This is a genomic window from Brevundimonas sp. G8 (genome assembly GCF_902506205.1).
Taxonomy (GTDB): domain Bacteria; phylum Pseudomonadota; class Alphaproteobacteria; order Caulobacterales; family Caulobacteraceae; genus Brevundimonas.
Genome location: NZ_LR732816.1, coordinates 2,670,958 through 2,692,215, shown reverse-complemented (window position 1 = coordinate 2,692,215; position 21,258 = coordinate 2,670,958). Strand labels below are relative to the sequence as shown.

The window sequence follows — 21,258 nt, the reverse complement described above, 5'->3', positions numbered from 1 at the left end:
CCGGCGGGCGCCATGGCGGCGGCGACGCTCATGGGCTTCGGGACTGATCGTTCTGTCCCGGCGCAGATATTTTTCTGGGCGGTTCTAACGCTTCCCATCGCCATCCTGGTGTCACCGCTTATGGCCTGGATCGCTTATGGACTGAGACAGCCAAGGCTGGCGCTGGGTCTGAGCCTTGCACCATTGCTATGGGCGGCGGTTATAGGTCTGAGCGTTTTCGGTTCTGGGTCGCCCTAGAAGAGACGGAGGCATCGAGCCACCTACTCGTAGCTGACCTCTTCATAGCCGTGCGCCAGGTTGCCGAAGCGGACGGTGTCGGCGTCGAAGGCCAGTTTGACGATGCCGATGGGGCCGTGGCGTTGCTTGCCGATGACGACCTCGGCCTGGCCTTGCAGGCGGTCCATGTCCTGCTGCCATTGCAGGTGTTCTTCGGTGCCCTCGCGCGGTTCGGCGCGGCCCAGGTAGTAGCTCTCGCGATAGACGAACATCACGCAGTCGGCGTCCTGCTCGATCGAGCCGGATTCACGCAGGTCGGACAGTTGAGGGCGTTTGTCCTCGCGCTGCTCGACCTGACGCGACAGCTGCGACAGGGCGATGATCGGCACCGACAATTCCTTGGCCAGGGCCTTCAACCCGCCGGTGATCTCGGACACCTCCTGCACCCGGTTCTTCTGCCCGCCTGTGTTGCCGGTCGTGATCAGTTGCAGATAGTCGACGATGATCAGGTCCAGCCCCTGTTCCGTCCGCTTCAGGCGGCGCGCCCGTGCGGCCAGCTTGGACATGGACAGGCCGCCGGTGTCGTCGATGTAGAGGGGGCTTTCGCCGATCTCGACCGCTGCGTCGCGCAGCTTGCCGAAGTCGGTGGCGTCGATCTCGCCCTTGCGCAGCTTGTCCGAGGACACGCCGGACGCATCGGCCAGGATACGCATGGCCAGCTGTTCGGCGCTCATTTCCAGCGAGTAGAAGGCGACCACCCCGCCGTTGACCGTCTTGCGGCCCTCCGGCGTCGGCTCCCACTGATAGGCGCGGGCCACGTTGAAGGCCATGTTGGTGGCCAGGGCCGTCTTGCCCATCGATGGACGGCCGGCGAGGATTAGAAGGTCGGAGGGGTGCAGGCCGCCCAGTTTCCGGTCCAGATCGTTCAGGCCTGTGGCCAGGCCGGCCAGCTTGCCCTCGCGCTGGTACGCTTCGGCCGCCATCTGAACGGCGCCCGACAAGGCGTGGGAAAAGCTGACGAAACCGGACGACGGCTTGCCCGTCTCGGCCAGCGAATACAGGGTCTGTTCGGCCTGTTCGATCTGTTCGTCGGCGGGCGTCTCGGGGTTGGGCGCCTCCTTGATGATCTCGCCGCCGATGCGGATCAGGTCGCGGCGCAGGGCCAGGTCATAGACGACACGGGCATAGTCGGGGGCGTTGGCGGCGGGCGGCGCCCGGTCCACCAGATCGGCGAGGTAGCGCAGGCCGCCGAACTCCTGAAACGCCGGATCCTGCTTGAACCGCTCCATCAGGATGGTGGGCTCGGCCAGCATGCCCTGGCGGATATGATCCTCGACCGCCTCGAACAGCCGCTGATGGAAGGGTTCGTAGAAGTGCACCCCGCGCAGTCGGTCATTCAGCCGTTCGAACACGGCGTTGTCGAACATCAGCGAGCCCAGCAGCGCCTGCTCGGCTTCCAGATTGTGCGGCATCGAACTGACGCCGCCGTTTTCCATGGGCGAGGACGAGAAGGGCATGGGGGCGAAGGCGTTCATCGATTAACGCTCTAGCCCTCCCACACGCCTACGTCAGACGGGGACGCCGCCTGCGCCGTGGACAGATCGTTGGGGCTGGGGACGAACCGGAATTCCTCAATCGGATTTCGTCCGTCCTGCGAAGGATCGTCGATCCGCCTGGCCCTATCGGCAGGGATACTCCGCCGCCATCCATTCGCGCATCGCCTGGGTCACGCTGATGTTGCGACGCGCGGCGGGAATGGTGTTGAAGCGGGCCAGTATCTGGTCCGGCGAGAAGCCCACCTTTTCCGGCATGCAGGTCGCAGGCGTGCGTCCGGCCGTCGTGGCGGCGGTCTGTTCGGCGCGAACCGTGCGGGCGGCGCCGCGGAACTCGGCCATCAGCCGGCGCGTGTCCGAGCGCAGCAGGGCCGTCGGGTTCTGAGGGATGGCGTTGGCGGTGGTCAGAAACTCCTGCACCGTCATGGCTTGGGCTGCACCGGCGATGAGCGAAAGCGCCAAGGCGCTGGCGGCAATGATCCTGATCTTCATTTCGGTCCCCTTCCGAACACTCGAAGCCGAAGCTTGACCGTTCATGTGTGGCGCAACTGCGGCGCACTTTGTGAAGGCGTGGATCGGGCGAAGCCATCCATGCGATCAACACGCAGCGCCGTTGGCGCGAAGCGGGTATTCGTCGAACACATTGACCCGCCGCGCCGCCACTCCTACCACCCCGGCATGACTGAATCCCTGCCCCTGAAAGACCGTATCGCGCTCGTCGTCGGCGCCTCGCGCGGTATCGGCTATGAGAGCGCGCTGGCTCTGGCCAAGGCGGGCGCGCACGTCATTGCGACCGCTCGCACCCAGGGCGGTCTGGAAGAGCTGGACGACGCCATCTTCGCCGCCACCGGCCGCCACGCGACCCTGATCCCGTTCGACCTAGTGGACGGCGGAGCCATCGACCGGCTGGGCGGCGCCATTTTCGAACGGTTCAAGAAGCTGGACATCTGGGTCCATGCCGCCGCCACCATGGGGCCGTCGGGCCTGACGCCGGTGTCCCACGCCGATCCGCGCGAGTTCGCCAAGATCGAGAAGACCAACTTCACCGCCGTCTATCGCCTGATCCGCTCGCTGGAACCGCTGCTGCGCGCCTCCGACGCCGGCCGCGCCATCCACTTCACCACCAGCGTCGCCAGCGCGCCCAAGGCCTTCTGGGGCATGTACGCCGCGACCAAGGCGGGTGCCGAGGCCCTGGTGAAGGCCTGGGCCGACGAGATCGAGAGCACGCCTGTGCGCGTCAGCATCGTCGACCCCGGCCGGATGCGCACCGCCATGCGCGCCCAGGCCTATCCGGGCGAAGACCCGTCCGGCCTGCCCCACCCCTCTGAGATCGGGCCCCTGGTCGTCGATCTGGTTCGCGGCGACGCCACGCCCCCGCTGACGATCCGCTTCCGCGATTGGAAGGCCGGACCGACGACGGAAGCGCTGGTCTAGGTCGGAGGGTCAGCCCCAGGCGCTGGCGCCCGGTTCCTCGCGGAACGAGAAGTCGCCGTCAGTCGACTGCGACAGGTCGCGCCAGGCCTCCAGCTCCGTCGTCAGCCCCGCGATCTTGCCTTCGATCATACCTACGGCGTCCGTTCCGGCCGCCCATCGCACGGGCGGGTTTTCCGCATTGGCCAAAGCCACCAGCGCCTGTCCCAGCTTGGCAGGATCGCCAGCCTGGTTGTGGCTGCGGGCCTCATAGAAGTCGCGTAGCGCAGCCGAGGTCTCGGCGTAGTCGGCGATGGGATTGGCGGCGTAGACGACCGAGGTCGCGTCCAGGAAGTCGGTGCGGAAGAAGCCCGGCTCGACGATGGTGACGTGGACGCCGAAGGGGCTGACCTCCTGGGCGATCGACTCGCTGAAGCCCTCGATGGCGAACTTGGAGGCGCAATAGATCGCGCCGGATGCCCCGCCGACCATGCCCCCCACGGACGAGACGTTGAACACATGGCCCGAACGCTGGGCGCGCATGACCGGCAAGACGGCGCGGGTCATGTCGAACAGGCCGAAGACATTGGTGTCGAACTGGGTGCGCGCGTCCTGTGCGGTCGTCTCCTCGAAGAGGCCGAGGTGGCCGTAGCCGGCGTTGTTGACCAGCACGTCGATGCGGCCGAATTGGGCCATGGCGGCCTCCACGGCGGCGGCGATGGCGGACGCGTCCGTGACGTCCAGCGCGACGGACAGGACGGTGTCGCTATCGGGGCCAAAGGCCTTGATGAGGGCGTCACGGTTGCGACCGGCGGCGACGACGCGGTCGCCTGCGTCCAGGGCGGCGCGAGCGATGCCGGCGCCCAGGCCACGGGACGCGCCGGTCACGAGCCAGGTCTTTTGGGTGGTGGTTGTCATGGGAAGTCTCCTCTGTCTGACGAGACGGAGAAGACGCCGTTTCAGGCGAATGGCGTTAGGGCGATCCGGGCGAAGTCTTGCACGATCCTGTCAAACCGCCCTCGCCCGCTTGCGCGCACGCACCGACAGGCGTTGGATGCGTCCATGAGCCTCTTGCCCGAACTGACCGACATCGTCGCGCGTCATGCGCCGCCCGATCTGTCGCGCTCGGCTGTGCCGGGCCTGCGCCTGTATGGCAGCGACGCCCCGACGCGGATGGTGGCGGTTCCCTACGATCCCATGCTGTGCCTGGTCGTGTGCGGCGCCAAACAGACGATCCTGGGCGAGACCGTCTATTCCTATCGGGCTGGCGATTGCCTGGTAGTGTCGGCCGAACTACCGGTGTGCGGCAGCATCATCGAGGCGCCGTACCGAGCGCTCAGCTTCGATCTGAACCCTGCGACAATCGCCGGCCTGATGCTGGAGATCGACGCCCCAGACGCCTCGGATCAGCCGCCGCCGACCGGCATCCATGTAACCCGGCTGGAGGACGAACTGCTGGAGCCCATGGCGCGCCTGCTGCGCCTTCTGGACCGACCCAGCGAGATCGCTGTGATGACGCCGATGATCGAGCGCGAACTGGTCTGGCGGCTACTGCACAGCCGGCACGCCGCCACCGTCCGCCAGATCGGCTCAGCCGAAAGCCGCCTGTCGGGCGTCAGCCGCGCCATCAGCTGGATCCGCGCCCACTACGCCGAGCCGATGCGGCTGGAGGCCCTGTCGGACATGGCGGGCATGAGCCTGTCCACCTTCCACCGGCATTTCCGCACCGTGACGACCATGAGCCCGCTACAGTTCCACAAACAGGTGCGATTGCGAGAGGCGCGCGCCCGACTGCTGACCGGCGTCGATGGCGCGGCCGAGACCGGCTTCGCCGTCGGCTATGACAGCCCCTCCCAGTTCAGCCGCGAATACGCCCGCCAGTTCGGCCTGCCTCCGGGCAGGGATGCTGCAAGGATGCGCGAAACCCTGATGGTCGGCTGACCGTTCGTCCCTGACGGCTGCATCCGGTCCCAGGCGCCTTGCTGCAGATCGAGCGCAGCGGTCATGGGCCGGACATGACCCTGTTCCAGCCCTTCCTTGTCCTGCACATCTCGACCGGCATGGCCGCCGTCCTGGTCGGCTTTGGCCCCCTGCTGACCGCCAAGGGTTCGCGCGCGCATCGGCTGTGGGGACGCGCCTTCGTGGTGCTGATGACGACACTGCTGGCCGGCGCCTGGGTGATGACGGCGCTGCGCTTCAACACCTATTTCCTGGCGCTGTCGGCGACCGCGTCGCTGACCCTGTTTTCGGGCGTGCGGGTGCTGGGGCGCAAACGGCCTGATGTCCGACCCCAGGATCGAGCCAGACCGCTGGACTGGGCGGCGACGTTCGGCGCCCTGGGCATCGGCGTCTGGGTGCTGGCCTTGATCGCCATGGGCCGCTCGGACGGCCCGCCCGTGGTGTCTGCGGCCCTGGCCTATGGAGCGTTGTCGGTCGCGGCGTGGGACCTGTGGCGGTTTTCACGTCCGCGCGACTGGCCTTTCTCGCCCGACTTGTGGAGATACGAGCATCTGGTGAAGGTGCTGAGCGCCCACGCAGCGGTGCTCAGCGCCTTTTCCGGCAACTTCCTGACCTTCCTGCCCCAGCCCTGGAGCCAGCTCTGGCCGACCGTCCTGTTCCAGTCGATGGCCGTGATCTGGACGGCGACCCTGATCCTGCGGCGTCGCGCCCGGATTACACGCACAGGGCCGGCATGAGGACGCCGTCGGTCGCCGTCGTCATGACGGGGTTCGCCGCCTATTCCTATGTGGCGACGGTGGCGTCGGTGGCCTGGTATCTGCGGCGGGACCGGCCGGAACTGGACCTTTCGACCTCCCTGCTGTGGGCCGGCCTGACCTATGCGCCGTGGCTGGCCGTCGGCCTGATGGTCTGGCTTGTGATGCAGCGTTGGGGCGCCGGCTGGAAGGCGGCAGGCGTCCTGACCGGACTGATGGTCGCCGTCGTGCCCCTGATCGCCGCGCTCGGCGCGCGGATCGACCTGACCTTCCTGCATCTGGTCGCCACGCCGAGCGACTTGATCGAGCGGATCATCGACCGGCTGCCGGTCGCCCTGCTGCTCTATACCGCGACCGTCGCCGTCGGCCTTGCCGCCGCCCAGTGGCACAAGGCGCGCGATGCTCAAGTTCGCCTCGACCACCTGACCCGCGCCCTGGCCCTTGCCCGGCAGGTTCAGCCCGACGACGCCCGCCTGCTGGTTTCGACCGGCAGAAGCCGCGCCTCGGTCGATCTGCGGGCGGTGGAATGGTTCGCCTCGGCGGGCAACTATGTGGTCGTGAACTGGGACGGGCGCGAGGGCCTGGTCCGCGACACCCTTCAGGCGCTGGAGACGCGTCTGGACACGCGCCTGTTCGCCCGCATCCATCGATCTACCCTGGTCAATCTGGCGCGAGTCGCGGGGGTGCAGCCCCTGTCGGACGGGTCCTGGCGGCTGACGATGCAGAGCGGCGCCGAACTGGTGGTCAGCCGCACCTATCGAGACGCCGTTCTGGTGCGGCTGGGTCGCGCGCCTTAGGGCAGCCGCGCCAGAACCCGCAGCCAACCCTCGGCCTGCGCCAGGTCGATGGCCTCGAACAGCGGGATCGCCAGCAGGAACACCAGGCCGTCGCGGATGGTGGTCAGGAAGAAGGACGGCCGCACCGATAGTTCCGCCTCGTCGCGCCACAGGGCGAGGTTGGGCCAAAAACGCGGCGTGCGCGCCTTGTAAGCCGCATAGTCGACGCCGAAGGTCGCGTCCAGCCAGGCCTCTTCCCGGCGAACGGTCAGATAGAAGACCGCCAGCGACGCCAGGGTGAACAGCACCGCCAGGGTCAGGCTGCCACTCTGGGCGCCGATGCCGAAGGCGCCGAAGAAGCTGAAGATATAGAGCGGGTTGCGGCTGATCGAATAGGGGCCGCGCGAGACGATCTCGGCCTTCTTGCGCCCGCCGATATAGAGCGAACACCAGGCGCGGCCAACGATGGCGAAGACGATGGCGGCCAGACCCACGGCCTCGACGCCTTCATGCAGCGGGCTCTCCAGCCCGGTGACCGATTGTGACACCATGGTCAGCCCGACCAAGGCCAGCAGGGCGACGAGGACGGCGCCCTTGCGGATCTTCTGCACCGCCTGAAGGTCGAACACCTGGGTCGTGGTCATGAATCGCTCCGGATTGATCCCAAATCCAAGCGCCGCTTTCAATGGACGAGCAAGCGGTATGTTTGCGAGCGAAAATCGGTCTCGAAACGCTGGGGACCGACGGTTCAGAGACTCGACAGCAGATCCGCCAGTTCCGCCGGCCAGATCGTCTCGGTCGAAGCGCGGATGTCGGCGAGGCTCCACCAGCGATGCGCCACAAGGACGTCCCGCTCCTCATCGGTCCAGCCGGCGGACGACAGGTCGAAAGCCTCCGTGCGCAGCAGGAAGAACCGCTGATCCACATCGGCCATGCGGCCGTCGGGCAGGCGGAAACTGACGCGGACCTGGGCGACCTGCGGGCCGGGATCGGCGACGACCAGGCCCGTCTCCTCGAACAGTTCGCGACGGGCGGCGTCCTCATAGGTCTCGCCCGGTTCGCAGCCGCCGCCGGGCGTGGCCCAGAAGGCCGTGCCGGCCAGAGGCCCCTGGGAGAAGACGAAATGCAACAGCAGCACCCGCCCCTGCCCGTCCAGGATCAGCCACCGCGAGGTCGGCCGGTCGGGAAGGACGGGCGCGACCTCGGTCACGCCATCACTTCTTGGCGCCGCCCTTTTGGCCCGTACGAATCCGGCCGGAGCGCGAGACCTGACGGGCGCCGCCACGGGCGCCCTTCTGGACCGCGATGGACGAGCCGGCCTTCTTGGAGGCGCTGGATTTCAGCCCGGCCAATATCTTGGGCTGGGCCTTGCGAGTCTTCTTCTGCTCCAGCGCCTTGCCGGGCAGTTTGGACAGCGCCTCTTCCTTCTCGGCCTTCTTGATCACGCGGCGCGGCGCGGTCTTGGCGTCGCCCTTGTAGCGTTCCGGCCCCGACTTGGCGCCGCCCTCGGCATAGGGGTTCACGCCGCTGGACTTGACGTTCAGGCGGATCGGCGTGCCCGGCAGGTCGAAGCTCTCGCGGATCGAGTTGACCAGATAGCGCTTGTAATGCTCGGGCATCGACTCGGCCCGGTTGGCCATCAGCACGAAGGTCGGCGGACGGGCCTTGGTCTGGGCGATGTATTTCGGCTTGATGCGCTTTCCATCCACGGCGGGGGGCGGGTGCCGCTGGGTGGCCATGGACAGCCAGGTGTTCAGGTCCTTGGTCTTCACCTTGACCGACCAGGTGTCATAGGCCTGAAGCACCGCGGGCATCAGGCGTTCGACGCCCCGGCCCGAGTGCGACGACAGCACGACGAAGGGCGAACCCTTCAGCTGGGGCAGCTTGTCCTCGGCCATGCCCTTCAGCTTGGCCATGCGGGCCTGGGGCTCTTCTTCCAGGTCCCATTTGGACGCGACATAGACCAGGGCGCGGCCTTCGCGCTCGACCAGGTCCGCCAGTTGCAGGTCCTGGGTGTCGAAGGCGTCGTCCTTGTCCATCATCAAGATGACGACTTCGGCGAAGGTGATGGCCCGGATGGTGTCGGCGACCGACAGCTTCTCCAGCTTCTCCTGCACCCGCGCCTTGCGACGCATCCCGGCCGTGTCGACCAGGCGGATGTTCTTGCCCTCGAACACCCAGTCGACCGAGATGGAGTCGCGGGTGATGCCCGCTTCCGGCCCCGTCAGCAGACGGTCGTCGCCGATCAAGCGGTTGATCAGGGTGGACTTGCCCGCGTTCGGACGGCCGATGACGGCGATGCGGATCGGCTTGTCCGGCTCGTCGATCTCTTCGACGAAGATGTCCTCGGACGCCGCGCGGATGGCCTTGTACAGGTCGGCCATGCCCTCGCCGTGCTCGGCGGAGATGGCGACGGGCTCGCCGAAGCCCAGGGCGTGCGCCTCGCCGACGCCGCCGCCGCTCTCGCGGCTCTCGGACTTGTTGGCCAGCAGGATGATCGGCTTGTGCACCTTGCGCAGGCGCTCGGCGAAGATCCGGTCCAGCGAGGTGACGCCTTCGCGGGCGTCCATCATGAACATGACCAGTTCGGCGTCGTCCAGCGCCGCCTCGGTCTGCTCGCGCATCCGGGCTTCCAGGCTGTCGTCGGTGACATCCTCGTAGCCGGCCGTATCGATCAGCGTCAGATCCATGTCGCCGATGTTGCCGTCGGCATAGCGCCGGTCGCGGGTCACGCCGGGGCGATCGTCGACCAGCGCGAGGCGCTTGCCGACGAGGCGGTTGAACAGTGTCGATTTGCCCACATTGGGGCGGCCGACGATGGCGACCTTCAGAGCCATGTCGGCTTTCTAGCTTAGTTCGGGCTGAAAATCAGCGGATGCAGATCAGCTGACCATTATCGGTCAGCACGTACAGGGCGCCGTTGTAAGCGGCAGGCGCGATATAGGCGGGCGCACCCAGCTTCAAGGTCGTCTGCGCGGCGCCAGTCTTGGGATCGAAGGCCACGGCCTCGCCGAAGGAATTGACCATCACCAGGCGGTTGGAGGCCAGCAGCGGCCCCGACCATTGCGGCGTCAGTTCACGGTCGAACAGGCCGAAGAAGCCGCCTTCCTTGCGGACGCGTCCCTCGTTCAGCTCGCGGGTCCAGTAGATCTGGCCCGTGTCGCGGTTGACGGTGATCAGCTGACCCGACTTGGACACCACGTAGACGGCGTCGCCGACCGGCAGGGGCGCATTCACGCCCGTCACCGGCAGCTGCCACTTGGCCTGGCCCGAACGCAGGTCCAGCGCCGACAGCACGCCGGAGTGGCTGACGCCATAGACCATGCCGCGGCTGATGACCGGACGGCCCGCCACGTCGCGAACCTCGGACAGGGCGCTGGTGCGGCTGGTGCGCGACAGGGTTTCTTCCCACACGGCCTGACCGTTCAGGGCGCTCAGCGCGACCAGTTGGCCGGATGCGAAGGGCGCGACGACGGTGTTGCCGCTGACGGCCGGGCTGGAGGCGCGCATGACGCGCGCCGGCTCGGCGATGCCGCGATAGGTCCAGTCCTGGGCGCCGGTCGCGGCGTCGAAGGCGAACAACTGGCTGTCCACATCGACCACGAAGACGCGGTTGCCCGACACGGTCGGGGCGCCATGGATCGGGGCGTCCACCTGCTGGGTCCAGACCACCGCGCCGGTGTTGGCGTCCAGCGCCGACATCGAACGATAGCCCGAGGAGACGAACACCTTACCGCCGCCCACGGCGACACCGCCGCCGAAGCCGCCGTTGCGATCACGGTCAGCGTTCTTGACGTTGGCCTTCCACAGGACTTCGCCGGTGTCGGCCGACACGGCCGAAACGGTCGATTCGCCGTCCAGCACGAAAATCTTGCCGTCGGCGGCCACAATGGGCGCCATGACGTTGCCGACGTGGGCCGAACCCTCGCCGATGTTACGCTTCCAGGCGATCTGGAAGTTCGGCGCGGCGATGACGTGCTCGACCAGGTTCTCGGACGTGCCGCCAGGCTGGGTCCAGGCCGTGATCGCCTGGGGACCGGGCAGGAAGAAGTCGCGGCCCGACAGGGCGGCCGACGGCGTCAGGCTCTGTTCGAACTCCAGCACCGAAATCCGCTGCCCGGCCGAGGCTGTCGCGCCAACCTCTTCCTTGCCGCCCAGGCCGAACGGCAGGTTGCGGCGCACGGTGCCGCAGGACGCGACCGTCACGGCGACGCCGCAGATCAGCGCGACTTTCAGAACTCGGTTCATCTGGGGCGTCCTGTAAGGGGTCGTCACTATTGGGCAGCCGGCGCAGCGGCGGGAGCCGCCGCAGCAGGCGCCGAAGGGGTCATCGCATTCGCGGCGCCGGGCGCCGGCGGCGTGGCCTTGGCGGCGGCGTCGATGATGGGTTTGATCGCGGCTGCGGTGCCGGCGTCGATGGATTCCACGGCGATCTGGGCGCGCTGACGGATCGAGTCCGGCACATCCTGACCCAGTTGCAGCAGGACGAAGGCCTCGCGGGCCTCCTTGGTCTTGCCGTGTTGGAGGCGCGCCAGGGCCAGGGCTTCCTGGGCGAAGGCGTGCAGCGGACGGTCATCCTCGGCCAGCGGCGTCAGGCGGGCCTCGATATCGGCCAGGGGCGCGGTGTCCATGATCAGGAAGGCGGCCTTCAGCGCAGGCGGATCCGACAGCAGCGGATCGCTGGAGGCCTTGGCGGCTTCGTCGAACAGGCGGACGGCGTCGGGGAACTTGTTGGCGCTGACGGCCAAGCCGGCCTGCTGTTGCAGGGCCAGGACCTTGTAGGCCCCGTTGCCTTCCTTGACCGCTTCCTCGAAGGCGGCGCGGGCGTCCATCGGCTTGTCGGCCCTCAGGGCCTCCATGCCGCGATCATAGGCCTCTGCGCCCTTGCCGGCCTTGTTCGTGTTCAGGCTGTCCCAGCCCCACCAGCCAAGCGCGCCGATCAGGGCGACAACCAGCACCACGCCGAAAACGGGCAGCCAGGTCTTGGCCAGACGCTTCACCTTTTCGGAGCGAAGCTCCTCCTCGACCTGCTCGAAGACATCAACCACTGAAACGTCGCCCCAAAATCGCTAAAAGCAAACCGGCGCGGACCCTAGAAGGTCGGCACCTCGCCCGCAACGTCGTCCGTTACTGCGAAGCCGGCTTTTTCGAGAAGTAGGTCTCGACTTCGGCAGGAAAACGGCGGGTTTTCACATCGGCGGCGAAAGCGGCGGCCGCGCGGTCGATCTCTGTGCGCAGATCGGCGTATTTCCGCACGAACCGCGGCGTCCAGTCGAACATGCCCAGCATGTCGTTGATCACCAGCACCTGACCGTCGCAGGCCGCCGAGGCGCCGATGCCTATGGTCGGGGTGTCGATCGTTTCGGTGATCTCGCGCGCCAGCGATTCGGCGACGCCTTCGATGACGATGCAGAAGGCGCCCGCCTCTGCCGTGGCCTTGGCCTCGGCCATGACCCGTTCACGCTCGTAGTCGGTGCGACCCTTGGCCTTGAAGCCGCCCTCGGCCAGGATCGCCTGGGGCCGCAGACCGACGTGGCCCATGACCGGAATGCCGCGCTTGACCAGGAAGGCGACGATCTCGGCCAGTTCGATGCTGGTCTCCAGCTTCACCGCCTGGGCGCCCGTTTCCTGCATCACCCGCACGCAGTTGGCGTAGGCCACCTCCTTGCCGCCCTCGTACGAGCCGAACGGCATGTCCACGACCACCATGGCCCGCTTGGCGCCCCGCATGACCGCCTGCCCGTGCAGGATCATCATCTCCAAGGTGACGCCCACCGTATTGGGCAGGCCGTGAACCGCCATCCCCAGGCTGTCGCCGACTAGCAGCACGTCGCAGTGCGGGTCCAGCAAGGCCGCCATCGGCGCGTCATAGGCGGTCAGGCAGACGATGGGCTCGCCGCCCTTGCGACCCGCGATATCGGGCACGGAGATCCGCTTCACGGTCTCCTGGGTTTGAATGGACATCCGGCGGGCCTCCTGTCTGAACGCGGTTCAGATAGGCCCACCCGCCGGCGAAGTCACCTTCACACGTCCTGCGACAACCGCGCCGCACCCGCCGCCAGCACCGCAGCCATGGCCCCGGCCACGATCCAGAAGGCCAGAACGCCCGTGCCGCTGGACAGATCGACCGAGCCCACACCCAACCCGTCCAGTCCCGATTGGGCCGCACCCTGCGCCGTCGCCGCCGCCGCGCGCAGTCCCTGGTCCAGCGTCGTCTCGCCGCCTGAGGCGAAGTTCACGGTGAGGCCCTCGCGAATCGCCAGCACGCCGCCGACCAGCCCGGCCGCCGTCAACGCCAACACCCGCCAGCGCGACCGCTTCTCCATCCGCGCCTGCAACGTCGCAAGGAACAGGACCTCGTCGGCCAGTCGCGGGCTTTGCGCGAACAACCGCTCGATCGCGGGATCGAATTCATCAGCCGACATGGATCGACCTCCCGTCGCCCTGCGCCGGTTGAAGCCGCGCGCGAAGTTTATCCAGACCACGTTTGACATGGGATTTCACCGTTCCGAGCGGCAAATTCATGGCCGCCGCGATTTCGGGATGTGACATCCCCGCGCCGTGGCACAGGGACACGCACACCCGCTCGGTCTCGTTGAGCGTCTTCAGCGCCTCGTCCAGATCCATCAGGCCGCCGCGATCGACCACGACATCCGCCTGATCCGTCTCGACCTCGGCGACATAGCGGGCCTCCTTGGCGACTCGCTTCAGATAGAGCCGCGCGGCGATCTTCTTGATCCAGCCCGCAAAAGTCCCCTGCCCGCGAAACTCCGAGCAGCGCTGGAACCCTTGCAGGAAGGCGTCCTGCGCCACGTCGTCGGACAGGGACGGCGTGGCCCCCATCCGTCGCAGCAGCCCCCGCACCGCCGACCCGTGCCGACGGACCAGTTCGCCATACTCACGCCGCCCGCCTGCCGCCGCCTGGGCGGCCAGCTCGACATCGTGGAAGTCTCTGAGTGTTTTGATCATGACGTTTCCCCCTTCCGGCGGACGTCAGTCTTTGTTCGGGTTGAAGAAGCCCAGGATGATGAAGGCGACGCCGATGGCGGCCGGAATGCAGGCCAGGCCCAGCAGAGGCCCCTCGCCGTTTCCACCCCACTGACTGGTGAAACCGCCAACCGTGAGCGCGAACCCGGCGATGCCCACACCGCTTGCCAGGCTGAGCACGCCCTTGCGCATGTCCTTGGTTCGCGATGGCAGTCCTTTCTGAACATCCTTGGTCATGGCGTCGATCAGCTCTGGCGGTAGCGTCTGACCCTTGTCCACTGCGTGACGAACGGTCAGCTGCATCTCGCGACGCTCGCGGTTCTTCAGGAACGACGGGCCAATAATGACGGCCACGATCGAGGCGAAAATGATGAAAACGACGACGACAGGGGTCATGGTGTAATCTCTTCTGTGATCCTGCAGCAGCCTGATGCGGCGGCCTTCTGATCACAAGAGGCTGCGGGATGCGTCCACGGATGCGCTTTGTTACGTGAAATCTTCGTAAGGTCGCCGTTCCAGCCGCCGCCTGTTCGGTCTAGGGTCCGATCATCAACCTCAGGAGCGCGTCCCATGGCCCATGTCACCTATCGCATCGTCGAACACGACGGCGGCTGGGCCTATACGTCCGGCGGCACCTATTCCGAGACCTTCGCCACCCATGACGACGCCAAGGCGGCCGCCGTCCGCGTCGCGCGCGAGCAGCGGGTGCCCGACGAGACCGCCGCCATCGAATACGAGACCGCCGACGGCAAGTGGGTGACCGAGAGCGCCGACGGCCACGACCGCCCCAGCACGGACGTCGAGGGCTGACCACGGCGTGATCCAGCGCCGCACCCTGCTGGCCGCCGCCGCCTTCGCGCCGCTGGCGGCCTGCGCCACGACCCCGGCGGCCCACACCACCGCCGGGCTAAGGCTCGTCACCTTCAACATCTGGCATAATCTCGGCGACTGGACCGCCCGCCGCCCGCTGCTGATCGCGGCGCTGAAGGCCCAGGACGCCGACGTCATCGCCCTTCAGGAAGTGCTGGAGGACGCCGATGTCGGGCTGGAGAACCAGGCCCGCATGCTGGCGCGCGAGCTGGGCGGCTATCACGTCGCCTTCGTCTCGACCGACCCGGAGGGGGCGCCGCGCCGATACGGCAACGCCCTGCTGACCCGCCTGCCGGTGCTGGCCGAGGATTCGATCAAGCTGGAGCCGCTGGACGACTTCCGCACCACGCTCCGTCTTCGGGTTTCGGTTAAGGGACGCCCGGTCGATGTCGTCGTCACCCACCTGGCCTGGCAGCCCGATGCCGGCCCGGTGCGCGCGCGTCAGATCTCGTCCCTGCTCAGCTGGCTGCCGCAGGAGGGCGTGCCGCTGATCGTCATGGGCGACTTCAATGCGACCCAGGAGGATTCAGGCCTGGCGACCCTGACCGGCCCGCGCTTCCTCAGCGCCCTGCCCCGCGGCTCGGTCGCCACCACCCTGAACCCGGCCAAGGGTCACCCCGACCGCGTCATCGACCACATCTTCGTCGAGCCGGAGTTCTTCACCCCCGTCGAGGCCCACATCTTCGGCGACACGCCGACCAATGGCGAATACCCCTCCGACCACTTCGGCGTCGCCGCGACCGTCCTGCTCAAGTGAGCGCGGCGGCATAGACCTCGGGCTTGAACCCCACCAGCCGCCGATCCCCCAGGTCCAGCACCGGCCGCTTGATCATCGACGGCTGCGCCAACATCAGCGCGATCGCCTTGGCCTTGTCGATGCCCGCCTTGTCCGCATCCGGCAGCTTCTTGAACGTCGTCCCGGCCCGGTTCAGCACCGTCTCCCACCCATGCTCGTCGATCCACAGCCCCAGCAGCCCCGCATCGGCCCCGGCCTTCTTATAGTCATGGAAGACATACTCGACCCCCTGCTGCTCCAGCCAGACCCGCGCCTTCTTGACCGTGTCGCAGTTGGGAATGCCGTATAGGGTGTAGGTCATTGTTCCTCGGCGGAGGTCGGTTTGTGTTGGGGAGCCCTTAGCGCAAATCGACCCTTTGCGGACGTCACATGCAATCGATCCATGACGGGGCGTGCAGATTGCTTCATTAAGCGCTCGGCAAGCGCCTTCACTGGCCGGTTGATTGGTCGCCTTAGCGGCCAGCTGAAGCTATAGTGACGCACAATCTAGGAGTGCGCGCGTTATGATGGAACTGCTGTTCGCGATGGTCCTCGCAGCGCAAGAGCCTGAGCGGACCCTGCCGCTGGCGGAGGTTAAACAAGCCGATCCTCTGGTGCTGGCGCCGAAGGTGCTGCCACCTGAGACGGCGGAGCGGATCACCGGCGGATGGGTGAGACGCTATTGGGTCCCGGGGCAGGTCTACCGGGCGCTGTTCTGGGAAAAGTCCCAGCCCGAGCGAGACGGAATCTGCGCCCGGCGGGTGCATGTGGTCTCGGCCGGCGATCCAAGCGCGCCCGGCAATCCCGACAATCCGGAGACCATGTTGACGGTCAGCGATCTGAGCTCGGGGATGCAGTATGGGCCGTCTTATCCCGAGCCGGCGACTGAGGCGCGGTGCGCCGAGTTGACCGGCTATATCGGCGGGTCCGAGGGGCAAATGGACGGCCAGTTGGGGACACTCGGCCGACTGACCGAGGCAATGCGGCTGGCGGCTGGGACGGATGAGCTGCCGTTCGCCGTCGAGTGTGATCCGCAAGAGTCGGCCACGGCCTGTGACGATCCGAGGCGGGTCCTGGCGGAGCTGCCCTTGGACAAGCTGTTGAGGGTTCAACCAAGCCGCCCCTTGCCGCCGCGCGACGCCTCGACGCCGCCGGGACCTCGGTTGTTCGTGCAAACGGACGCGCCCCGGAATTGGAACGCCGCCGAGGTCGAGTTCGACATCTCGGGGCACGGGGCCAGGTCTTGGATCGTGACCTTGACCGGCGATAAGCAGGTTGAAACCGTGCGGCTTCGGTCGGCGATGATAATCCGTCACTGACTCGGTCGCCAGATCATTTCTGGGCGCAGGATAGGACCTTAGCCGGCGCCAATATCCGCCCCCTAACGGGAGACGGCGACAGCCGCTTTTTGGCCTCACGGCCACGATCGGTTCAGGCTAAACTTAAGCATCCGCCGAAGCCGCTCCAAGCCGGCCATCCTATCCGACCGAAAAATCTTCGGCATTTACAGCGACCTGACCGCCATCAGCGTCAATCGACCATACAGGCCGCGACGTGCAGTATGATGTCGGACGATCTTTGAAATTCGGGCGCTCGCAAATTGCACTGTCTTGCACTTTGCACTCATTTCCGGGGTGCAGTGCAATTTCGTCCGCCGCCGATTTCAGACGAAGTGCACAGATTGCACCCTGTTTTTCGGGGTGGTCCGCCTAGGCCGCCACCCCGGCGATCACACCGATCACGATCACTATGACCGTCCCCAAGGCCCCCGACAGGCCTATCGCCGCGAACAGGATCAGGGCCTTACCGACACCCGGCAAGACGCCGCGATACCACCGTCCCCGCCCCATGCGCAGGAAGGCGGCGAAGCCCAGCACGGCCATCAGCAGGCTGGCGATCAGGGCGGCCGGCCCCTTCCCGAACACGAACCAGGACAGCGGCAGCATCGGCACGGTCCAGGCGTTCAGATAGGCGAAGGACGCCCGGAACCCCCGGCGCAGGCCCAGGTCTTCGGCGTCCCACAATCGAAACAGCGGCATGGCCGCCAGGGCGTAGAGCGGCGCCATCACCGGTATGGTCAGGAAGGACATCCATCCGTCGGCGTCCGCCATGAAGGCGTCGCGCGACTTGCCGGCCTGTTCCAACAGGGGGTTCAGCATCTCCGCCGGCATGCTGTCCAGATAGCCGCTCAGCCCGCCCTTGAGAAAAACGATCAGCATGATGATCGCGTTCAGCGTCAGATACAGCTTCAACGGCTTGGCGTAGCGCCCGCCCCCGGTCGGCCCCTCGATCATCCAGGCCTGAAGCACCAGGCGCGGGCGGACCAGCAGGTCGCGCGCCGTGCGCACCTCGACCCCGCCGAAGCCCAGCGTATCCTCGGAAAGGTCCCGGATCGCCTGTTTGCGCGTCGTCTCGCCGTCGGTCATCGGATTCTCCCCAGGGGGATGCATACACCGCCCGGTTGACCGTGCAAGCCGACGATCAGAACCGCTTCGTCAGGCCGACGCTGAACACCCGCCCGCGCGGATCCGCCACGACCGGATCGTAACCCAGGGCGAACTGCGCCAGCGGCGGCGCCTTGTCGGCGACATTCACCACCCCGACCGCCAGATCGAGATCGGCGCCGAGGGAGCGGCTGTAGAGCAGATCGACCGTCGTCTGGCTGGCGATGCTGGCGTCCGTGATCCCGCTGCGGTCGTTGGCGTATCCATCCGTGTAATGAACCAGCGCGGTGACGGCGTTCGCCCCGCCGCTCCAGCCCAGGGCGAACTCCCCGCGATTGCGCGGCAGGGACCGGCCGATGTTGTTCAGATTGGTTGAGCCGACACCGGAAACTTCCGCCGCTGACGCATTCAGCCGGATGTCATAGGCGTCCACATAGGTCCAGGTCGCCGAGGCCGACGCCTCCCCGCCCCAAAGGCCGTGGCGATAGCTGGCCGACAAATCCAGCCCTTGCGTCTCGATCGACGAGGCGTTGATGAAATAGAGCTGGACGAAGGTCAGGGCGCCGCTGGGTGAGCGGGTGATTCGGCCCTGCGCGTCCGTGCCGCTCCGGCCCGCCGCCATATCCGCCGCCGCCTGATCGATGATGGCCTGCGCCGATTCCTTGACCACCTGGTCCGTATAGTCGAACCGCCAGGCGTCCAGGCCCAGCTCCAGCCCGGCGATCGGTTTCCACAGCGCGCCCAGGCTGAGGCTCTCGGACTTCTCGGGCTTCAGATCGGCCCGGCCCGAGGTCAGGGTGTTGACGAAGACGAAGGCGCCCCGGTGGAACACCGACGGCTGCGACGCCTGGGCGCCGGACTGGGCGTAGACCGACGGGGCGCGGAACCCCTGTCCCCAAGAGGCGCGCAGGGCCAAGGCGTCGCTGATGTCCCAGCGGACGGCGGCCTTCGGGCTGAACCGGCCCTCGTCGCCGTCATAGGATTCGTAGCGCCCGGCCAGCTGCGCCTCGATCCGGTCGCCCAAATGGAGGCGCGCCTCGGCGAAGGCAGCCAGCGCCTCCTGATCGCCCTCGAAGTCGGGCGACACGCCCGCCGTCAGCAGGTCGCCCGCATTGACCAGATCGCTCCAGTCGTGACGGAAGGCGCTGCGGCGATACTGGGCGCCGACCGCGACATCGACCGACCCGCCGTTCCAGGCGAAGGCCTCGCCGCTGGTCGAGGCGTCTGCGGTCGTCAGGGTCGAGGCGCCCCGCAGGCCGGTCGAGCCGATCAGGCTGTCGATCAACGCGGCGCTGTTGGCCGTGCCGGTCCCCAGATAGGCGCTGCCGAACGGGTTGAAATACTGGCAGGCGCCGACGCCGGGCGCGCCGGTCGCCGGGTTGCAGCCGGCTCCGCCAAGGCCGTTCAGGGCGTTCTGCAGGGCGCTGCCGATGGTGTCGGGCTTGTCATAGGCGACGTGCTGACGGCTGCTGGTCGCGCTCAGGTTCCAGGTCCAGCTGTTGGCGAAACGCCCGTCCAGACCGCCGGCGATGCGCCAAGTGTGATAGTCGAAGTCGGCCTGCGACGCCCCCACCTCGGCGCCCAGCAGACGCCCCCGGAACAGGACCGCCTCACCGAACGGATTGTCAGGATGCGACGCCGGCACCGTCAGCGACCGCGCCAGGATCGGCAGCGACGGCGACTGGCGTGCGATGGTGTTCGTCGCCGACCAGGCGCCTTGCAGCGACAGGGTCATGTCGCCCACAGGCCGACGATAGCCGGCGAACAGCTGCGTCCGCGTCTCCTCCGGCGTCAGGTCGAAGAAGTCGGAATAGTCCAGCCGGCAGAACGTGTCGGTCGGCGCGTTCAGATAAGCGCTGGCGAACGCCGGATTGCCGCACGCCGGGTCGGGCGAGAACCCGTTGCGGCTGGGCCGGAAATAGGATCCCGGCTGGCCATAGCTGGTCACGGCGGTCCAGGCGGCGCGGCCATAGCGTTCGGCCTGGGTGAAGTCCCGCTCGTCCGATCCCAGAGCCGAACGATGGAAATGCGAAGCCGCCAGCGTCAGGTCGCCGCCCAGCAGTTTCAGCCCGCCGATAGCCTCGATCACGCTCTCTTCCGACCCGTCGGCGACGGCGTATTTGGCGCTGACCTCGGGCCGGTCCACACCGCGCCGGGTGATGAAGTTCACCACGCCCGCCACCGCGTCCGAGCCATAGACGGCCGAGGCGCCGTCCTTGACGACCTCGACCCGCTGCAGCGCGATCATGGGCACGAGCGAGTTGATATCGACGAAGCCCGAACCGTCCGTCGCAACCACGGCGCTGTTGGTCCAGCGCTGACCGTCCACCAGCACCAGCGTCGAACCCAGGCCCAGATTACGCAGGTTGAACTGGGCCGTGCCAGAGCTCTGCGGCTGGTTCAGTTGATCCACCTGGGCTTCCGAGCCGGAGTTGGCGGTGACCAGGCGAACCAGTTGCGACGCGTCAGCCATCCCTGCGGCGGCGATGGTCTGGCGACCTACCGTCTGGACCGGCGCAATCCGATCACCGCCCGCGATCCGCGAGCCGGTGACGACGATGTCGTCCACGCGCGAAGCCTCTTGCGCCTGCACGGCCCCGGCAATGGTCAGCCACGCCAACGAAGCCGTCGTCATCAGGATTTTGCGATGCATCATGTCGTGGTCCCCGCGATCTGTGGCGGGCTTCTATCCAGCGGCGCCGTTTTGCAAAAGCGTAATTTTGCAGTTTTGCAAATTGACTCCCGCCGTCGGCGGGTGAAAGTCGAATCGGCCGATCGGTCTGGAGGACGCGATGCAACTCTACGCCCACCCCTTCTCCTCCTTCTGTCAGAAGGCGTTGACCGCCTTCTACGAGAACGACATCGCCTTCGAATACCGCACGCTGGAAGACCCGTCGGCCAATGCGGAACTGCTCGCCCTGTGGCCTCTCAAGCGGTTCCCGGTTTTGCAGGACGGCGAGACCACGGTGCTCGAATCCTCGTCCATCATCGAATATCTGCAAGCCTATTACCCCGGCCCGATCTGCCTGATCCCCGACGACGCCGCAGCCGCCGTCGAGGTGCGAATGATGGATCGGGTGTTCGACAACTATGTCTCGACGCCCCAGGGCCGGATCGTCTTCAACTCGATGCGCGCCGAGACCGACCGCGACCCGTTGGGCGACGCCGAGGCGCGGAAAATGCTGGAGACGACCTACGCCTGGCTGGATCAGCGTCTGGCCGGACGCGAATGGGCTACCGATCATGGGTTCAGCCTGGCCGACTGCGCCGCCGCGCCTGCCCTGTTCTACGCCGACTGGACCCACCCGATCCCTGAACGGTTCGAGACGCTGAAGGCCTATCGCGCTCGGCTGCTGGCGCGCCCTTCCATCGCCCGTTGCGTGGACGATGCCCGCCCCTATCGCGACTATTTCCCGCTCGGCGCGCCAGATCGCGACTGATCGCGACTGAGACGTCTCGCGCCATTGATCCTGCGATGTAACCGGTTACGGTGCGGCAAAACAGAAACGGATC

The 21,258-nt window shown here is 66.9% G+C and carries 23 protein-coding genes; 8 read left to right on the top strand and 15 right to left on the bottom strand.

What is annotated here, in order from left to right:
• Nucleotides 1-260: 260 nt before the first annotated feature.
• Both CHRYSEO8AT_RS12955 and CHRYSEO8AT_RS12950 read right to left on the bottom strand, forming a co-directional pair.
• Nucleotides 261-1,751 carry a replicative DNA helicase gene (locus CHRYSEO8AT_RS12955; RefSeq protein ID WP_159850655.1) on the bottom strand — a complete coding sequence of 497 codons (1,491 nt, stop codon included), beginning with the start codon at nucleotides 1,749-1,751 and terminating at the stop codon, nucleotides 261-263.
• A gap of 144 nt (nucleotides 1,752-1,895) precedes the next feature.
• Nucleotides 1,896-2,261 carry a hypothetical protein gene (locus tag CHRYSEO8AT_RS12950; RefSeq protein WP_159850653.1) on the bottom strand — a complete coding sequence of 122 codons (366 nt, stop codon included), beginning with the start codon at nucleotides 2,259-2,261 and terminating at the stop codon, nucleotides 1,896-1,898.
• Between the two features lie 186 nt (nucleotides 2,262-2,447).
• Here CHRYSEO8AT_RS12950 and CHRYSEO8AT_RS12945 point away from each other — a divergent pair, with 186 nt between their 5' ends.
• Nucleotides 2,448-3,203 (top strand): SDR family NAD(P)-dependent oxidoreductase, encoded by a 756-nt coding sequence (locus CHRYSEO8AT_RS12945; protein ID WP_159850652.1) that lies wholly within the window; start codon nucleotides 2,448-2,450, stop codon nucleotides 3,201-3,203.
• Between the two features lie 9 nt (nucleotides 3,204-3,212).
• Here CHRYSEO8AT_RS12945 and CHRYSEO8AT_RS12940 read toward each other — a convergent pair whose 3' ends face one another.
• Entirely contained in the window at nucleotides 3,213-4,097 is an 885-nt protein-coding gene (locus CHRYSEO8AT_RS12940; RefSeq protein ID WP_159850650.1) for an oxidoreductase, read from the bottom strand.
• Nucleotides 4,098-4,241: 144 nt separating this feature from the next.
• On the opposite strand from CHRYSEO8AT_RS12940, the gene CHRYSEO8AT_RS12935 reads away from it, so the two are divergent.
• The 3 genes from CHRYSEO8AT_RS12935 to CHRYSEO8AT_RS12925 are packed head-to-tail and all read left to right on the top strand — an operon-like array spanning nucleotide 4,242 to nucleotide 6,690.
• Nucleotides 4,242-5,120, top strand: coding sequence for an AraC family transcriptional regulator (locus CHRYSEO8AT_RS12935; RefSeq protein WP_201304436.1), 879 nt, complete (start codon nucleotides 4,242-4,244; stop codon nucleotides 5,118-5,120).
• Between the two features lie 38 nt (nucleotides 5,121-5,158).
• Entirely contained in the window at nucleotides 5,159-5,875 is a 717-nt protein-coding gene (locus CHRYSEO8AT_RS12930) for a hypothetical protein (protein ID WP_236547537.1), read from the top strand.
• On the top strand, nucleotides 5,872-6,690 hold the full coding sequence (locus CHRYSEO8AT_RS12925; RefSeq protein WP_236547536.1) for a LytTR family DNA-binding domain-containing protein: 819 nt from the start codon (nucleotides 5,872-5,874) through the stop codon (nucleotides 6,688-6,690). The genes CHRYSEO8AT_RS12930 and CHRYSEO8AT_RS12925 overlap by 4 nt, the downstream gene beginning before the upstream one ends.
• Here the strand turns inward: CHRYSEO8AT_RS12925 and CHRYSEO8AT_RS12920 are convergent.
• The 9 genes from CHRYSEO8AT_RS12920 to CHRYSEO8AT_RS12880 all read right to left on the bottom strand — a co-directional run bounded on the left by CHRYSEO8AT_RS12920 (nucleotide 6,687) and on the right by CHRYSEO8AT_RS12880 (nucleotide 14,052).
• A complete protein-coding gene (locus tag CHRYSEO8AT_RS12920; RefSeq protein WP_159850648.1) occupies nucleotides 6,687-7,313 on the bottom strand; it encodes an isoprenylcysteine carboxylmethyltransferase family protein in 627 nt (208 codons plus the stop codon). The genes CHRYSEO8AT_RS12925 and CHRYSEO8AT_RS12920 overlap by 4 nt on opposite strands.
• Nucleotides 7,314-7,417: 104 nt before the next feature.
• Nucleotides 7,418-7,879: an NUDIX hydrolase gene (locus tag CHRYSEO8AT_RS12915; protein ID WP_159850646.1), complete on the bottom strand. Its 462-nt coding sequence runs from the start codon at nucleotides 7,877-7,879 to the stop codon at nucleotides 7,418-7,420.
• Nucleotides 7,880-7,883: 4 nt separating this feature from the next.
• A complete protein-coding gene (der, locus tag CHRYSEO8AT_RS12910; protein WP_159850644.1) occupies nucleotides 7,884-9,506 on the bottom strand; it encodes a ribosome biogenesis GTPase Der in 1,623 nt (540 codons plus the stop codon).
• A 31-nt stretch (nucleotides 9,507-9,537) separates the two neighbouring features.
• The gene (locus CHRYSEO8AT_RS12905; RefSeq protein ID WP_159850642.1) at nucleotides 9,538-10,917 is read right to left on the bottom strand and encodes a PQQ-binding-like beta-propeller repeat protein; all 1,380 of its coding nucleotides are present in this window, start codon (nucleotides 10,915-10,917) and stop codon (nucleotides 9,538-9,540) included.
• 26 nt (nucleotides 10,918-10,943) lie between these two features.
• Nucleotides 10,944-11,717 (bottom strand): tetratricopeptide repeat protein, encoded by a 774-nt coding sequence (locus CHRYSEO8AT_RS12900; protein ID WP_159850640.1) that lies wholly within the window; start codon nucleotides 11,715-11,717, stop codon nucleotides 10,944-10,946.
• 79 nt (nucleotides 11,718-11,796) lie between these two features.
• Nucleotides 11,797-12,633 (bottom strand): 3-methyl-2-oxobutanoate hydroxymethyltransferase, encoded by an 837-nt coding sequence (gene panB / locus CHRYSEO8AT_RS12895; RefSeq protein ID WP_159850638.1) that lies wholly within the window; start codon nucleotides 12,631-12,633, stop codon nucleotides 11,797-11,799.
• 59 nt (nucleotides 12,634-12,692) lie between these two features.
• Complete coding sequence (locus tag CHRYSEO8AT_RS12890; protein WP_159850636.1) at nucleotides 12,693-13,094, bottom strand: hypothetical protein; 402 nt, start codon at nucleotides 13,092-13,094, stop codon at nucleotides 12,693-12,695.
• Nucleotides 13,084-13,638, bottom strand: a complete 555-nt coding sequence (locus CHRYSEO8AT_RS12885) for an RNA polymerase sigma factor (RefSeq protein ID WP_159850634.1) — start codon at nucleotides 13,636-13,638, stop codon at nucleotides 13,084-13,086. Before CHRYSEO8AT_RS12885 ends, CHRYSEO8AT_RS12890 begins: the two co-directional genes overlap by 11 nt.
• 24 nt (nucleotides 13,639-13,662) lie before the next feature.
• Nucleotides 13,663-14,052: a DUF6249 domain-containing protein gene (locus CHRYSEO8AT_RS12880; RefSeq protein WP_159850632.1), complete on the bottom strand. Its 390-nt coding sequence runs from the start codon at nucleotides 14,050-14,052 to the stop codon at nucleotides 13,663-13,665.
• Between the two features lie 174 nt (nucleotides 14,053-14,226).
• Between CHRYSEO8AT_RS12880 and CHRYSEO8AT_RS12875 the strand changes: the two genes are divergently transcribed.
• Nucleotides 14,227-14,466: a DUF2188 domain-containing protein gene (locus CHRYSEO8AT_RS12875; protein WP_159850630.1), complete on the top strand. Its 240-nt coding sequence runs from the start codon at nucleotides 14,227-14,229 to the stop codon at nucleotides 14,464-14,466.
• Between the two features lie 7 nt (nucleotides 14,467-14,473).
• A complete protein-coding gene (locus CHRYSEO8AT_RS12870; protein WP_159850628.1) occupies nucleotides 14,474-15,283 on the top strand; it encodes an endonuclease/exonuclease/phosphatase family protein in 810 nt (269 codons plus the stop codon).
• Here CHRYSEO8AT_RS12870 and CHRYSEO8AT_RS12865 read toward each other — a convergent pair.
• A complete protein-coding gene (locus CHRYSEO8AT_RS12865; RefSeq protein ID WP_159850626.1) occupies nucleotides 15,276-15,623 on the bottom strand; it encodes an ArsC family reductase in 348 nt (115 codons plus the stop codon). The two genes, CHRYSEO8AT_RS12870 and CHRYSEO8AT_RS12865, sit on opposite strands and share 8 nt — an antisense overlap.
• 205 nt (nucleotides 15,624-15,828) lie before the next feature.
• On the opposite strand from CHRYSEO8AT_RS12865, the gene CHRYSEO8AT_RS12860 reads away from it, so the two are divergent.
• Entirely contained in the window at nucleotides 15,829-16,620 is a 792-nt protein-coding gene (locus CHRYSEO8AT_RS12860) for a hypothetical protein (RefSeq protein ID WP_236547535.1), read from the top strand.
• Nucleotides 16,621-17,010: 390 nt separating this feature from the next.
• Here the strand turns inward: CHRYSEO8AT_RS12860 and CHRYSEO8AT_RS12855 are convergent, their stop codons facing one another.
• Together CHRYSEO8AT_RS12855 and CHRYSEO8AT_RS12850 are read right to left on the bottom strand one after the other, a co-directional pair.
• Entirely contained in the window at nucleotides 17,011-17,727 is a 717-nt protein-coding gene (locus tag CHRYSEO8AT_RS12855; RefSeq protein ID WP_159850622.1) for a hypothetical protein, read from the bottom strand.
• Nucleotides 17,728-17,782: 55 nt separating this feature from the next.
• Nucleotides 17,783-20,401, bottom strand: a complete 2,619-nt coding sequence (locus tag CHRYSEO8AT_RS12850; protein WP_159850620.1) for a TonB-dependent receptor domain-containing protein — start codon at nucleotides 20,399-20,401, stop codon at nucleotides 17,783-17,785.
• Between the two features lie 136 nt (nucleotides 20,402-20,537).
• On the opposite strand from CHRYSEO8AT_RS12850, the gene CHRYSEO8AT_RS12845 reads away from it, so the two are divergent.
• Nucleotides 20,538-21,185: a glutathione S-transferase family protein gene (locus CHRYSEO8AT_RS12845; RefSeq protein WP_159850619.1), complete on the top strand. Its 648-nt coding sequence runs from the start codon at nucleotides 20,538-20,540 to the stop codon at nucleotides 21,183-21,185.
• Nucleotides 21,186-21,258: the final 73 nt, after the last annotated feature.